Origin of the sequence: Micromonospora sediminimaris (genome assembly GCF_016863575.1) — a bacterium.
Classification (GTDB): domain Bacteria; phylum Actinomycetota; class Actinomycetes; order Mycobacteriales; family Micromonosporaceae; genus Micromonospora; species Micromonospora sediminimaris.
Genome location: NZ_BOPD01000014.1, coordinates 74,700 through 89,348, shown reverse-complemented (window position 1 = coordinate 89,348; position 14,649 = coordinate 74,700). Strand labels below are relative to the sequence as shown.

At 71.9% G+C, this 14,649-nt stretch carries 11 protein-coding genes; 7 read left to right on the top strand and 4 right to left on the bottom strand.

Annotated features, from left to right (window positions below; genetic code table 11):
• Positions 1 to 328 precede the first annotated feature (328 nt).
• The 4 genes from acs (at position 329) to Vse01_RS12550 (ending at position 6,681) form a co-directional block, all read left to right on the top strand.
• The gene (gene acs, locus Vse01_RS12565) at positions 329 to 2,323 is read left to right on the top strand and encodes an acetate--CoA ligase (protein WP_093404058.1); all 1,995 of its coding nucleotides are present in this window, start codon (positions 329 to 331) and stop codon (positions 2,321 to 2,323) included.
• Positions 2,324 to 2,591: 268 nt separating this feature from the next.
• Entirely contained in the window at positions 2,592 to 5,000 is a 2,409-nt protein-coding gene (locus Vse01_RS12560; protein WP_093404057.1) for an immune inhibitor A domain-containing protein, read from the top strand.
• A 116-nt stretch (positions 5,001 to 5,116) separates the two neighbouring features.
• Positions 5,117 to 5,605 carry a DUF5818 domain-containing protein gene (locus tag Vse01_RS12555; protein WP_139233138.1) on the top strand — a complete coding sequence of 163 codons (489 nt, stop codon included), beginning with the start codon at positions 5,117 to 5,119 and terminating at the stop codon, positions 5,603 to 5,605.
• Positions 5,606 to 5,748: 143 nt separating this feature from the next.
• Positions 5,749 to 6,681, top strand: a complete 933-nt coding sequence (locus tag Vse01_RS12550) for an alpha/beta fold hydrolase (protein WP_093404054.1) — start codon at positions 5,749 to 5,751, stop codon at positions 6,679 to 6,681.
• Positions 6,682 to 6,696: 15 nt separating this feature from the next.
• Here Vse01_RS12550 and Vse01_RS12545 read toward each other — a convergent pair whose 3' ends face one another.
• A complete protein-coding gene (locus Vse01_RS12545) occupies positions 6,697 to 7,062 on the bottom strand; it encodes a UCP033725 family protein (protein WP_093404053.1) in 366 nt (121 codons plus the stop codon).
• Positions 7,059 to 9,983: an SseB family protein gene (locus Vse01_RS12540; RefSeq protein WP_232511219.1), complete on the bottom strand. Its 2,925-nt coding sequence runs from the start codon at positions 9,981 to 9,983 to the stop codon at positions 7,059 to 7,061. The genes Vse01_RS12545 and Vse01_RS12540 overlap by 4 nt, the downstream gene beginning before the upstream one ends.
• A 152-nt stretch (positions 9,984 to 10,135) precedes the next feature.
• On the opposite strand from Vse01_RS12540, the gene mycP reads away from it, so the two are divergent.
• Complete coding sequence (mycP, locus tag Vse01_RS12535; protein WP_093404051.1) at positions 10,136 to 11,386, top strand: type VII secretion-associated serine protease mycosin; 1,251 nt, start codon at positions 10,136 to 10,138, stop codon at positions 11,384 to 11,386.
• A gap of 38 nt (positions 11,387 to 11,424) precedes the next feature.
• Here the strand turns inward: mycP and Vse01_RS12530 are convergent, their stop codons facing one another.
• Positions 11,425 to 11,718: a WXG100 family type VII secretion target gene (locus tag Vse01_RS12530; RefSeq protein ID WP_093404050.1), complete on the bottom strand. Its 294-nt coding sequence runs from the start codon at positions 11,716 to 11,718 to the stop codon at positions 11,425 to 11,427.
• Between the two features lie 25 nt (positions 11,719 to 11,743).
• Positions 11,744 to 12,064: a WXG100 family type VII secretion target gene (locus Vse01_RS12525; RefSeq protein WP_093404200.1), complete on the bottom strand. Its 321-nt coding sequence runs from the start codon at positions 12,062 to 12,064 to the stop codon at positions 11,744 to 11,746.
• Positions 12,065 to 12,280: 216 nt separating this feature from the next.
• Between Vse01_RS12525 and eccE the strand changes: the two genes are divergently transcribed.
• Entirely contained in the window at positions 12,281 to 14,236 is a 1,956-nt protein-coding gene (eccE, locus tag Vse01_RS12520) for a type VII secretion protein EccE (RefSeq protein WP_232511218.1), read from the top strand.
• Positions 14,224 to 14,610 carry a phage holin family protein gene (locus Vse01_RS12515; protein ID WP_093404048.1) on the top strand — a complete coding sequence of 129 codons (387 nt, stop codon included), beginning with the start codon at positions 14,224 to 14,226 and terminating at the stop codon, positions 14,608 to 14,610. Before eccE ends, Vse01_RS12515 begins: the two co-directional genes overlap by 13 nt.
• The last annotated feature ends 39 nt before the right edge of the window (positions 14,611 to 14,649 follow it).

Here is a 14,649-nt window from a genome sequence, read left to right as displayed (position 1 = left end):
ACATGCGGCATGTCGGGCTCTCACGTCGACGGGAAGGCCCGACATGCCGCAACCCGCGACAGCGACATGCCGCCACCCGGGACAGCGACATGCCGCAGCCCGGGACAGCGACGGATCTGCCCTGCACCTCGGCGCGTGGGAGGGGCCGTTGAGCGACGGGCGCGTCGGGGATCGGTCGCCTCGCTCGGCCGCCGCGACTAACCTGCCCGGGAGAGACCCAGGTCACCCGAGCAACGAGGAGTCACCGCATGAGCGAGCGGCAGCGAGCGAATCATCAATGCAGCGCGCTGGTGCCTCAGGGCGGCACGAAGCGAAGCGGAGTGCCGGCATGAGCGAGGCATTGGCCAACCTGCTGAACGAGACGCGCCAGTTCCCGCCGCCGGCCGAACTCGCCGCTGACGCCAACGTCACCGCGGACGCGTACGCCGAGGCGGAGGCCGACCGGCTCGCCTTCTGGGAGCGTCAGGCGGCCCGGCTGGCCTGGACCAAGCAGTGGGACCAGGTGCTGGACTGGTCCCGGCCGCCGTTCGCGAAGTGGTTCGTGGGCGGGCAGTTGAACGTGGCCTACAACTGTCTCGACCGGCACGTGGAGGCCGGCCGGGGCGACAAGGTGGCGATCCACTGGGAGGGCGAGCCCGGCGACAGCCGCACGATCACCTACGCCGACCTGCACAGGATGACCTGCCAGGCGGCGAACGCGCTCACCGACCTCGGGGTGACGGCCGGTGACCGGGTGGCGATCTACCTGCCGATGATCCCGGAGGCCGCGGTCGCGATGCTGGCCTGCGCCCGGATCGGCGCCACGCACAGCGTGGTCTTCGGCGGCTTCTCCGCGGACGCGCTCACCAACCGGATCCAGGACGCCTCGGCGAAGGTGGTCATCACCGCCGACGGCGGGTATCGGCGCGGCAAGCCCTCCGCGCTCAAGCCGACAGTCGACGAGGCGGTGGCGAACTGCCCGTCGGTCGAACACGTCCTGGTGGTCCGGCGTACCGGCGAGGACGTCGGCTGGTCCGAGCGGGACCACTGGTGGCACGAGACGGTGGAGCAGGCGCCGGCCGAGCATACCGCGCAGTCGTTCGACTCCGAGCACCCGCTGTTCATCCTCTACACCAGCGGCACCACCGCCCGCCCGAAGGGCATCCTGCACACCACCGGCGGTTACCTGACCCAGGCGGCATACACCTCGTACGCGGTCTTCGACCTGAAGCCGGACTCCGACGTCTACTGGTGCACGGCGGACATCGGCTGGGTGACAGGTCACTCCTACATCGTCTACGGCCCGCTCTCCAACGGCGCGACCCAGGTGATGTACGAGGGCACCCCGGACACCCCGCACAAGGGCCGTTTCTGGGAGATCGTCGACCGGTACCGGGTGACCATCCTGTACACCGCGCCGACGTTGATCCGCACCATGATGAAGTGGGGTGAGGAGATCCCGGCCGAGTACAACCTCTCCTCGCTGCGGCTGCTCGGTAGCGTCGGCGAGCCGATCAACCCCGAGGCCTGGATGTGGTACAGGCAGCACGTGGGGCACGGTGAGCTGCCCATCGTGGACACCTGGTGGCAGACCGAGACCGGCAGCATGATGATCTCGCCGTTGCCGGGCGTGACCGCCGCCAAGCCCGGCTCGGCGATGACTCCGCTGCCGGGCGTCGTCGCGGACGTGGTGGACGACCAGGGCCAGTCGGTGCCCAACGGCGGCGGTGGTTACCTGGTGCTGCGCGAGCCGTGGCCGTCGATGCTGCGCACCATCTGGGGCGACGACAACCGGTTCATCGAGACGTACTGGTCGCGGTTCGGCGCCGGTGCCAGTGGCGACGCCAACGACCCGTGGATCTACTTCGCCGGTGACGGTGCGAAGAAGGACGACGACGGCCACGTCTGGCTGCTCGGCCGGGTCGACGACGTGATGCTGGTGTCGGGGCACAACATCTCCACCACGGAGGTGGAGTCGGCGCTGGTCTCGCACCCGTCGGTGGCGGAGGCGGCGGTGGTCGGCGCGACCGACCCGACCACCGGGCAGGCGATCGTCGCGTTCGCCATCCCCCGGGGCAGCACCGAGATCTCCGGCGAGGCCGGCGAGCAGCTCATCGCCGAGCTGCGCAACCACGTGGCGAAGACGCTCGGCCCGATCGCCAAGCCCCGGCAGATCATGCTGGTGCCGGAGTTGCCGAAGACCCGCTCCGGCAAGATCATGCGGCGGTTGCTGCGGGACGTGGCGGAGAACCGCTCGCTGGGCGACGTGACCACGTTGCAGGATTCGTCGGTGATGGACCTGATCGCCTCCGGCATGAGCGGCGGCAAGTCCGACGAGGACTGACGACAGGCGTACGACCCGAAGGGTGGCGGTCCGGCATCGGGCCGCCACCCTTCGTCATGTCGCGGTACGCCGCAACCGGATCGGGATGTGACAGTGAAAACGCCTGCCAACAAAAAGGTGCAACAAATTTTGGCCACAACTCTTCTCACCAGCCCCAGGAGTGCCTAGGTTCACCACTGGCCCCATTCACGGGGGCCATTTTCACCGACCCGCAACCCCCGACGGGTCGGTTCCCTCAATCCGGAGGTACCACGTGCGGAAAGTCGCAGTGGGTCTGCTCGGGCTCTCGTTGACGGCGACAGGACTGACGGTCGGCTCATCCGCCGCCGCAGCCGCGCCGCAGCCGGAGACCCCGGCGGCCGCCCCGTCCATCGCGGAGCCCGCCCACGCCGAACACGACCTACCGAACCCGCTGGAGGCCAAGCGCCGCGCCCTGCGTCAGGAGGGCCTCAGCGAGGTGCTGTCGGGCCGAGCCAAGGCCGAACGGATCAACGGCAGCACAGTGGTCAAGGTCGGCGAGCGGGCGGCCCGTGGCGGTGAGGCCGGTCGCAACGCCAAGGCCACCAAGCGCGGCCGGGGCCCCACCGAGAAGCAGTACGTCGAGCTGTCCCGGGAGAAGACCGACCAGATCTTCGTGATCCTCGCCGAGTTCGGCAACGACCGGCACCCGGACTACCCGGACCAGGACACCGACCCGGAGATCCCCGGGCCGACGAAGTTCGACGGGCCACTGCACAACGAGATCCCCGAGCCGGACCGGTCGGTGGACAACTCCACCGTCTGGCAGGCGGACTACGACGCCGACCACTACCGGAAGCTCTACTTCGGCACCGAGCCCGGTGACGAGTCGGTGAAGCAGTACTACGAGGCCCAGTCCTCGGGCCGGTACAGCGTCGACGGCGTGGTCACCGACTGGGTCAAGGTCCAGTACAACGAGGCTCGATACGGCCGCTCCAGCGGCTACCCGTGCGACGGGATCGTCTGCAACAACGTCTGGGCGCTGGTGCGCGACGCCGCCAACCAGTGGGTCGGCGACCAGAAGGCCGCCGGGCGGACCGACGAGGAGATCGCCGCCGACGTGCGGGCGATGGACGAGTGGGACCGCTACGACCACGACGGTGACGGCGACTTCAACGAGCCGGACGGCTACATCGACCACTTCCAGATCGTGCACGCCGGTGGCGACATGGCCGACGGCGACCCGATCCAGGGCGAGGACGCCATCTGGAGCCACCGCTGGTACGCGTACGCCTCCGACCAGGGCCGCACCGGGCCGTCGAACTTCCCGGCGGGCGGTACCCAGATCGGCGACACCGGCGTCTGGATCGGTGACTACACCATCCAGCCGGAGAACGGCGGTCGCAGCGTCTTCTACCACGAGTACGCCCACGACCTCGGCCTGCCGGACGACTACAACGTCATCAGCGGCGGCGACAACAACAACGAGCACTGGACGCTGATGGCCCAGAGCCGGCTCGGCGCCAAGAACGACGGCGGCATCGGCGAGCGCGGCGGCGACCTCGGCGCCTGGAACAAGCTCCAGCTCGGCTGGCTCGACTACGAGGTGATCGTGGCCGGGCAGAAGCGGACGCTGACCCTGGGCCCGCAGGAGTACAACACCAAGGAGGCCCAGGCCGCCGTGGTGGTGCTGCCCGAGCGGGAGTACACCTTCGACAACGGCGCGCCGTTCGAGGGTGAGAAGCAGTTCTTCTCCGGCAACGCGGACGACCTCAACAGCACCATGACCCGGACGTTCGACCTGACCGGGAAGTCGTCGGCGACCCTGTCGATGAAGGGCCGTTACAGCATCGAGGCGGACTACGACTACCTCTTCTTCGAGACCTCGGTCGACGGTGGACAGACCTGGACGTCGCAGCCCGGCACTGTCGACGGCGAGCCGCTGAAGGAGATCTCCCCCGGCCGCTTCGCGCTGGACGGCAGTTCCGACGACGAGTGGGTCGACATCGCGATCCCGCTGGACCAGGTGGCGGGGAACAGCGTCGGATTCCGGTTGCGCTACCAGACCGACGGCGGTGTCTCCGAGGGCGGCTTCTTCGGTGACGCGGTGACGCTGACCGCCGACGGCGAGACCGTCTTCACCGACGGTGCGGAGTCCGACGCGGGCGGCTGGACGTTGGCCGGCGGGTTCGAGGTGGTTGAGGCAACGTACACGCGGAGCTTCGCGAACTACTACATCGCCGGCACCCGGCAGTACATCTCGTACGACAGGTACCTCAAGACCGGCCCGTACTTCTTCGGGTACGACAACAGCAAGCCGGACTACGTGGACCACTACGCGTACCAGGAGGGGCTGCTGATCTCGTACTGGAACACCCGATGGGCGGACAACGACACGTTCGCGCACCCGGGCGAGGGCCGGAACATGATCATTGATGCCCATCCGCGGCCGATCTACAACCTGACCGGGCAGCCCTGGCGGGCCCGCATCCAGGTCTACGACGCGCCGTTCAGCCTCAAGAAGGCGGACTCGTTCACGCTGCACCTGAACAGCCAGCCGCAGTACATCCGTGGGCAGGCCGCGCAGCCGCTGTTCGACGACACCAAGAAGTACTGGTTCCCGGAGCTGCCGAACCACGGCGTGAAGCTCCCGGCCACCGGCACCAAGATCAAGGTGCTGGAGCAAAAGGGGATCTACACCAAGGTCCGCTTCTCCTGATCCGCTGGACCGATGACGTGCTGCCCCGGGCGGACCACCCGCCCGGGGCAGCACGCTTCTCGGCACCGGCCCCGACCGGCAGGGAACCGCCGCGAGCCTGCTCACGTCGTACCTTGGTGCCCACCATCAACCGCATCCGAGTGCCGGCAGCCTGTCTCGCCATGCTGCTGGCCCTGGCCGGTTGCGGCGAGTCGGACGGAGGCACCGTGACCGCCGACCAGGGCCCCACCGCAACCGGCAGCTCACCGGCCGGCAGCCCCGACCGCCCGGCCGGCGATGCCAGCGCGCAGCCTCCCGTCGGGCGTACCGGCAGCCCCCCGTCACCCACCGAACCGCCGCTGATCGGCACCCCGACGGCACCGCCGCGCCATCCCACCGAGCTGCGCAAGTCAAACGTCCTGGCCGGCCGGCTCAGCCGGGGCGGCAGCGGCCCCTGCTACACGCTTGTCACCGACGACGGCCGGGAGTACGCGTTGCACGGCACCGACAAGGGCACCTTCGCCACCGGAACCTGGGTACGGGTGACCACCGCTCCGGCCGCGGCCGAGGTGGACTGCGGCCCGGGGATCCCGCTCAGCATCCTCAAGATGAGCCCGGTCGGTTGACCGTCCGCGCCGTTCGCTCGGACCGACCGGGCATCCACGCCGACGGCACGAACCGGCGGACGTACCGACAACGCCGCCGGTCGTCGCCGGGGCCCGTCGCAGCCCGGTGATGATCGACAGGACGGGGCCCTAGGCTGTCGGACATGACCGAGCAGCGTGACGAGGCCGTCGACGAGTCCTGCGTACTCACCGAGGGGCCGTGGACGCACCGGTTCGTGGGCGCCAACGGCAGCCGCTTCCACGTCGTGGAGGCCGGCACCGGGCCGATGGTGCTCTTCCTGCACGGCTTTCCCGAACACTGGTGGGCCTGGCACCGGATGCTGCCGGCGGTCGCCGACGCCGGATTCCGCGCCGTCGCCATGGATCTGCGGGGCTACGGCGCCAGCGACAAACCACCCCGGGGGTACGACGGTTACACCCTCGCGGCCGACGTCGCCGGGCTGATCCGGGCGCTGGGCGAGCGCTCGGCCACCCTGGTCGGCACCGGCGCCGGCGGCATGATCGCCTGGACCGCGGCGTCGTTCCACCCCAACCTGGTACGCCGCCTGGTGGTGCTCGGCGCCCCGCACCCACTGCGGCTGCGGGCCGCCATCTTCGCCGATCCACGCGGTCAGTTCGCCGCGTCGACCCCCGCGCTGAGGTTCCAGCTGCCCCGGTACGAACACCTCCTCACCCGCGACAACGGCCGCGCGGTGGAGGAGATGCTGCGCCGCTGGGGCGGCCACCGCTGGGTCACCGGCCCGGACTTCGCCGACTACGCGCGGCGCTACCGGGAAGCCATGCGGATCCCGCAAGCTGCCTTCTGCGCGCTGGAGGGCTACCGGTGGGCGTTCCGATCGGTACTGCGGCTGCACGGCTACCGGTTCGTGAAGCTGATGCAACGACCGATTACCGCTCCCACGCTGCAACTGCACGGCGCGCGGGACGTGGCCTCGTTGCCGCGTACCGCCCAGGGCTCCGGGCGCTACGTCAGCGCACCGTACGAGTGGCGACTGCTCGACGAGGTCGGGCACTTCCCCCACCTGGAGGCACCGGAACTGGTGCTCGGCGAGATCCTGCGCTGGGCGAAGTCCTGACCCGCGCGGACGCCCTCAGACCCGCTGCTCGCGTACGTCGGTGACCTCGCCGACGGGAGCCCAGCCCTGGTAGACGCCGAAGTCGAACGCCTCCAACCGCATCGCCTGCGCCACCGGCCAGCGTCCGCCGGTGTACTCGACTCGCAGCCAACCGTCGTGCTCGGCCAGCACGATGAACGGCTGCCCCTTCCAGGTGCAGGTGGTGCGGACGTACGCCAGTTCCTCGATCTCGTTGGCCGGCACGACCCGGACGTGCCGGCCGGGGCGCACCTCGGTGAAACCCTCGGTCGCCTCCGGCTGGTACAGCCGAACCTCGCCGCCGTCCGGGCTGGCCTGGAACTCCCGCCCACGCCAGCGCGCCACGTAGCCGTCGCGCATCACCGCTCGCCGACCTCCTGCCAGGAGAGCGTGTCGGCGTCGAGCACGGCGATCAGCCGCTCGGCACCCGAGGCATCGATGCACACCAGTTGGGCACCGTGCGGTAGCCGGACGCTGTCCACCTTGAACTCGGCAAGCACCTCACTGCCGGAGCCGGGGGCGAAGCCGTTGCCCCGGAACGGGGGCCGTTCGATCACCCAACCCTCCATCGCCCGCATGGCCGCCTCGTTCTGCCCGCCGTAGGGGATGCGGTACAGGCTCGGCCGGTACGCGGGCCACCGGAGCACGTAGATCTGTTCGGCGTCCGCTGCGAAGGGCGACTCGGGATGGTTGAGGCCGAGCGCCTGGTAAAGGGCGGTCGGGGTGGTGAGGTGCGCCAACTCGCTCGCCCGGTGGACGAATCCGGAAACCCGGTCGTAGCCCCGTTCCAGGTAGTAGCCGAGCTGGCTCGGGGCGATCGCCTTCTGCATCACGATCGGCCGGGCCAGGTCACCCGAGGGGGCCGCCTGCCGTGGACTGCTCGCCGGTGCGGGGGCCTCGACGGTCGGCTCGGGCTCGCCCTCAGCGTCGTCGCCGAGGCCGAGTTCGGCCGCCCAGTTGGCCAGCCCGACGATCTGCTCACCGGGCAGCTTCGCGCCCACCGGAGTGCCGGGGTTGACCGCGAACGACCACGAAGGGTCGGGCCACCTCCGGATCAACTGGACGAAGCGGACCTGGACCGTCTCGGCCGCCGGATCGGTGTGGTCGGCGAGGCGCTGCGGAGAGGTGTAGGCCACCACGAAGGTCTGCCCGTCCAACTGCACGGCCGGCCAGACGAAACCCGGGTCGCCGGGGCGGCTACCAGGGGCGGAGTCGGCCGCGACCGGCATGAGGACCCGGGCCAGCAGGAGCGTGGAGAGGAAGGTGTCGGTGCTGCCGGCCTCGGCGGCGGCGTACAGGTCGTCCTCCACCTCGTTGGCGGGCCGGAAGGGCGGACCGACGACGGGCGCGGTGACCGGGCCGGACGCGGGGTCGGGAACCGGGGGTTCGGCAGCCGCGGGCGCTTCCGTGGCCGGCGCGGTTGACGCGGGTGCCGGAGTGTGCGACGCCGCTGACGGCGGTGCGGACACCGGGGTGAACAGCGAGGGCGTCTCCGTGACCGGGGCGGCCGCCGGGTGGGCGTCGGCCGGTGGTGCCGCAGCAGCGTCGGCGTCCGTCCGGGCCTGGCTGGGCGGTGCCGGGGCGGCCGTCGGAGCGGCGGTCGCCGGTTCGGGCGTAACCGCCCGCCCCGGCACGGTCGGATCGGGCGTCACCGCCCGGACCGGAACGGTCGGCTCGGGCGTCGCTGTCGGCGCGGCCACGGTCGGCTCGGCTCCCGACACTGTCGGCTCCGGGCGGGGCGTCGGGAAGCGTACCGTCGGCTCCGGCTCGACGGCTGTCGGCTCCGGTGCCGGCACGGGCGGGGTCGCCACCTCGGTGTCTTCAGGTGCCGGACGAGCGGACGGTGTCTCCGCCTGGGGCACGGGCCCGCTGCCGCCGTGCGGTGCCCCGCCGGTCTGACCCGGCCGACCGTCGGTCGAGGTGAGGTCCCGAGCCTCGATGATGGTGCCTTCTATGACGATCGGAGTGAATCCGCGGCGCGGCGCGGGCGGCGCGGAGATCGGCTCGGCCGCCGAGGTCGGCTCTTCCTCGACCGGCTGGCGCTGGGGCAGCGCCTGGGTCGGGTCACCGCCGCCGGCGGTCGGGTCACCGCCGCCCGGTGCCGCCCAGCCTGCGGGAGTGCTCACCCGCAGCGGCCGGACCGGCCCGTCGGGCGGCGGCAGCGGTTGGGTCGCCTCCTCGTTCGGTACGGGTTGCGGCCGGGCGGTGGCCTGGTCGTTCTCGCTGAACACGAAGGCACGGGTCGGCCCCTCGGAGGTTGGCTCGCCGGCTGATCCGCGCCGGGGAAACGGCTGACCGCCCCGAAACCGGGACGGTGGCGCGGCCCGCTCGGCAAGGCGGTCACCGCGATGCGTCGAGCGACCGTTCGCGGGCTCGAAGAAGGAACGCTGGGCCGGCGGCTCGGAACCGGCCGGACGTCCGTTGCTGGGCGTTCCGGGCCGCTCCGGCGCCACGGGCCATCCCGGCCCGGCGGAGGTCGGCTCCTCGTTCCGGCCCGGCGACGGCCGCCGCGGCGGCATGCCGTCTCTGCTGGGGCCATCCGGCCGGACACCGCCGAGATCACCGGGCAGCCGGGGGCCGCCCGCACCGGCACGGCCCGTCCCGCTGCTGTCCGGCCGGGCCGGGCGGGGCGGGGCAGGTGCCCGCTCGGCGGGCTCCGGTCGGTGCGGACCGGCGACCGTGCCCGACGCCACCGACGGCACCTCGGGAACATGGAAGGCCGCCGGCACCACCGGCGGCGCCGGGGAGAGCTGTGTCGGCCGGACCGGGCCCGGTTGTCGCGGTGGGGACGGCGGGTTCGGCGGTGCCGGAGGGGGTGCCGCCGAGGCGGCGTCGCGAGCCCGATTCAGCGCCTCCACCCGTTCCAACCGGGCGCGAGCGCCCACCGTACGGCCGGGTAGCCGGACGTCACCGCGGGAGAGCTGAGAGACGTACCAGGCGGGCAGGTAGCCCTCGATGGGCAGGCCCGGGTTCACCGCCAACCACCACTCGTGGTTCGGCCAGCTCGCGGCGAGTTCGGCGTAGCCGGTGCGTCGGCTGGGGCCGGCGTGCTCACCGAGACAGGCCCGCATCGCCTTGGTTGAGGTGAACGCCAGCACGTGCGTCCGGCCGCCGGTCGTCCAGGTGCCCCAGCCCACCGGTGTGTGCCCTGCGGCCGCCTGGGCGGAGACCGGCAGCAGCAGCTCGACACCGGACAGGATGCGGAAGTAAAGCTGCTGGTCATTGCCGTGCAGCGCGTCGCGCATCGCCGCCTCGGCCCCGGTGGCCGGCTCCCAGTCGGTCACGGCCACCCCTCCTCCCGGGCACAGGCCATAGGTATCGGGTACAACCTACAAGGTGATCACAAGATCACAATGCCAGGCTGGCGCTGGCCCGCCCGGTTCACCAGCTACCGATAACATCCCGTTCCGGTGTCGACACGATACGGAGGCGGTCGATGTACCGGGTACCCGGGGCGCGGTGGCACCGGCGGGGTGCTCGGCGCCTGCCGTACCTGCTCCTGGCGGGACTGGTCGCTGCCCTGCTGGCCGGCCCGATGACGCCGGGCGCGGTGACGCCGGCCCGCGCCGCGCCGGGATGTGCGTCGCCACCGGCACCGGCCAGGCCGGTCGCCGCGACCCCGTGGGCCCAGCAACGGTACGCCCCGGAGCGCCTCGCCCGGCTGGCCACCGGAGCCGGAGTGATCGTGGCGGTGGTCGATTCGGGCGTGGACCTACGGCATCCCCAACTGGCCGGGCGGGTGCTCGCCGGCACCGACCTGCTCGATGCCGGCGGCGACGGTGGCCTCGACTGTGTCGGTCACGGCACCGGCGTGGCGAGCATCATCGCCGCCACACCACGTGACGGGACCAGCTTCCGTGGGCTGGCACCGGAGGCCCGGATCCTGCCGGTCCGGGTCAGTGAGCAGCAGGTGGTGGACGGGCGCGGGACGGGCCGCACGGCAGCGCCCGGCGACCTCGGCCGGGCCATCCGCTGGGCGGTCGACCAGGGTGCCACCGTGGTCAACCTCTCCGTGGTGCTCTACGCCGACCATCCCACGGTCCGCGCGGCGGTCGGGTACGCGCTCAGCCGGGACGTGGTCGTGGTGGTCGCCGCCGGCAACCTGTCCGATGGCGGCGAACGCCGCCCGTATCCGGCCATGTATGACGGGGTACTCGGAGTCGGTGCAATCGGCGTGGACGGGGCGCGGGCCGACTTCTCGCAGACCGGCGACCACGTGGATCTCGTCGCTCCCGGTGTCGATGTGCTTATCGCCGCCCCCGGACGCGGTCACCGCAGCGCCGACGGAACCAGCTACGCGGTGCCCTTCGTCGCCGCCACCGCCGCCCTGCTGCGCCAGTACCGCCCGGACCTCAGCGCGGTCGAGGTGGCTCGGCGGATCATCGCCACCGCCGATCCGGCACCCGGCGACGGGTACGGCGCGGGGGTGCTCAATCCGTACCGGGCGGTGACCGAGGCCGGATCGGTGCCGGGGCACGCGCGGCCGGTGGCCGGACTGGCCGAGGATCGGCCCGATCCGACGTTGCTGGCGCGGCAGGACCGTCGGAACGACGCATGGCGCCGCGCACTGCTGCTTGCCGGGGTGGGGGTGCCGATGGTGGCTGCCGTCGTGCTGGCCGCGGCGGTGTTGCCCCGGGGGGCACGCCGACGATGGCGTCCGGCCCACCATGACCACGACGCGGGGTGACGCCGAGCCGCGCCACCCCGCGATCGGTGCGGAGCGGTTCACTGGAAGAGGCTGGTGTTCCGCTTCTCGGTGTCGAGATAGTCGGCCGCGGACTCGTCCACCGCGAGCTTGATGTCGCGCAGCATCACCTGGAGATCCTGCGAGGCGTTACGCCACCGAGCCTGCCGCTGTTCGTAGGCCTGCTGGGCCGCGCCGGACCAGCTGGCGACCAGTGGCGCCGCGTCGCGCTCCAACTGGCCGAGTTGGGCGTCCAGTGTGTTCAACGCCCGTTGGATGTCCGCGCTGGCCTGTTGCAGCGCAGCGAAATTGACGACCAGCACACCGTGCTCCATCGGATTCTTCTCCCTGGGTCGTGGGCTAGAGCGGCAGTTGGATGCCGCCTCGGTTGGTGGCGGTCACCCGGGCGGCCGCCTCGGCGTCCGACGCGTCGTACCGCGTACCGGCGGCACGGATCGCACCCGCCGTCTCCCGCAGCGCCTGTTGCAACCCGGCCTGGTCCTCCGCCCACTTCCGTTTGACCTGCTCGAACGACCGGCCACCAGCCCCGCGCCAGGCCTGCTGGAGGATCTCCAGCTGAACCAGCAGTCCACTGAGCATCGACTGCAACGACTGGTCGGTCTGCTCGAACTTCGCCGCGGTCTGCTGCATCACCGCGGCCTCTGCCTGGGTCTGGGACACCTTGGACGTCACCTCGTCTCCTCGATCGTGGCTGGCCCGACGGCGGAAACGCACCACCCACGACGCCGGAGGGGGAGCACGACGCGGGATGGGCCAACGAGAACTCGTCGCTGAGAGTAGCGACACGATCGCGGTTCTGCTACCCCGGCGCGTTCCCCTGTGGACAACGCGATCGCCCGCCGGTAATTACGATGGGCGGTGACAATATCGCGATGGGTGACCGGTTTCGGGGGAGGTGTGGTGGCGGTGACACTCACTCCCACCCACCCGGATGCGGCCGTCCTCCGTCGCCCGGACGATCCGCCTGCCGGCCCCGGGCCTCGGTTCCGCCCCACCGGAGCACGGCGACGCACCGGCCGGCGGAGGCGGGCGGCACGGCTTCGGTCGGGGCAGATCGTCGCGACCCAGGTGGTGGCGGCGACGATCGTCGCCGTACCGGGCCGGGGTTCCCTGGCGACGGTTGCCACGACACTGGTGGCGGCCGCGCTGCTCGCCGTGACGTGGTGCCGGGTTCGCCGGCGGTGGTTGCACGAGTGGCTTGTCATCGGCGTCGGCTATCTGGCCCGACGGCGGGCGACCAGAGCCCGTTCCGGTCCGACCGAGCTGCTCGGCCTGGTGGACCCGCACGCCGTGATCCGTCCCGTCGAGCTGGGCGACGGTACGGTCGCGGTGTTGGACGACCCGGCCGGCCTGGTGGCGCTGTTGGAGATCGGCGACCCGGCCGACCTGCTCGGTGACGGCGAACTGGCACTACCGTCACCCGCGTCGCTGCTCCCGGTCGAGACCGACCAGGCACCACCCGTACGCGTACAGCTCCTCCTGACCGGCACGCCGGCACCGGCGGTCGGTGCCGGGGGCGGCGCGGCGGCCGTCTCCTACCGTCAGCTCACCGACGGGCAGCTGGCCGGCCGGGAGCGGGCGGTGCTGGCGGTGCGGGTGTCGCGGACGCGGGGCTGGCCGGAGGAGGCGCTGCGGCACGCCCTCGCGGGTACCGTCCGGCGCATCGTCCGGCGGCTCCGGCCGGTGACCGTGCGACCGATGGGCGAGCAGCCGATCCGGCGGGTGCTCGCCGAGTTCGCCCACCACGACGGACGTCCGGTGCAGGAGTCCTGGCAGGCGGTCCGATGCGGCGGCCTGCTGCAGACCACCTTCCGGTTGAGCCGGTGGCCGGGCGGGGACGCGGCCACGCTCGTGTCCCGGCTGTGGGAACTGCCGGCGACGGCGATCACCGTGTCGCTGCACACCGGGACGGAGCGGCCAGCGGCCGCCGGGCTGCTCGTCCGGCTGGCCGCGGCGACGCCCGCCGAGCTTTCCGCGGCGGCCCGGCAGTTGCGGCGGGCGGTGGCCACCGACGGCGCAACGGTGGAGCGGCTCGACGGCGGCCAGTTGGGCGGGCTCGCCGAAACGCTGCCGTTGGCCCTGCCCGGGGTGTCGCCGCTGACCGGGAAACCGGAGCGGGAGGTGCCGATCGGCAGCGAGGACCTGGCGCGCGAGCTGCCGTTCGGTGCTGCCGGGCTGATGCTCGGCGTCAACCGGCGCGGCCACGCCGTCACCGTCCGGCTGTTCCGGCCGGAGAGCACCCGACTGATGCTCGTCGGCGGGGTACCCGCCGCCCAACTGGTCGTGGCACGCGCGATGGCACTCGGTGCCCGGGTCATCGTCCAGACCGCCCGGCCACCCGCCTGGGAGCGGTTCGTCCGGGGCGTCGGCTCGCCGGGCGGGCCGGTTCGGCTGACACCACCGGACCGCCCGGTGGCCGGGGAACCCGGCACACCACTGACCCCGGTGCTCGTGGTGCTGGACGCGCCAGCGCCAGCTGGTCCCCGGCCGGGCACCGCCTGGCACACCACGCTGCTGGTCCGCGACGTGCTGACCCCGGCCGACGCGGACGCGTTGGGCCGGGCCGACCTGGCGGTGTTCCAGCCGCTCAGCCCGGCGGAAGCCACCGTCGCGGGCAACGCGCTGGGGCTCGGCGACGCGGCGAAGCTGCTGACCCGGATCCGGCACGACATGGTCGCCGTGGTCAACCGACGGGCCCTGCGTTGGGCTCTGCTCGCCTGCACCGCGATCGAGGCGCAGCTCATCGGAGCCCGACCCGCCGCCCGGCCGGATGATCTCGCGGGTTCCGCCCACGCGCCCGCCGTGGCACCATGCCCGCCATGGGTTTTCTGAAAGGTCTACTGATCCGGGTCGGCGCCACGGCGGTGGCCTTCTGGCTGGCCACACTGCTTATCCCCGGTATCTCGCTCGACACGGAATCGGTCTCCGAGACGATCCTGACCCTGATCCTCGTCGCGGTCATCTTCGGGGTCGTCAACGGGGTGCTCCAGCCGATCATCAAGACCGTCGGCTGTGGTTTCTACCTGCTCACCCTCGGCCTGATCGCACTTGTGGTCAACGGCCTGCTCTTCCTGCTCACCGGCTGGATCGCGGATCAGGCCGGGCTGCCCTTCGACGTCGACGGCTTCTGGCCGGCCGCGGTGCTGGGGGCGCTCTTCGTCGGTGTCGTCACGTGGATCCTCGGCGCCATCCTCGACCGCGACTGACCGCCTCTGGAAACCGCTCGCGCCCGGCCGGCAGCCACC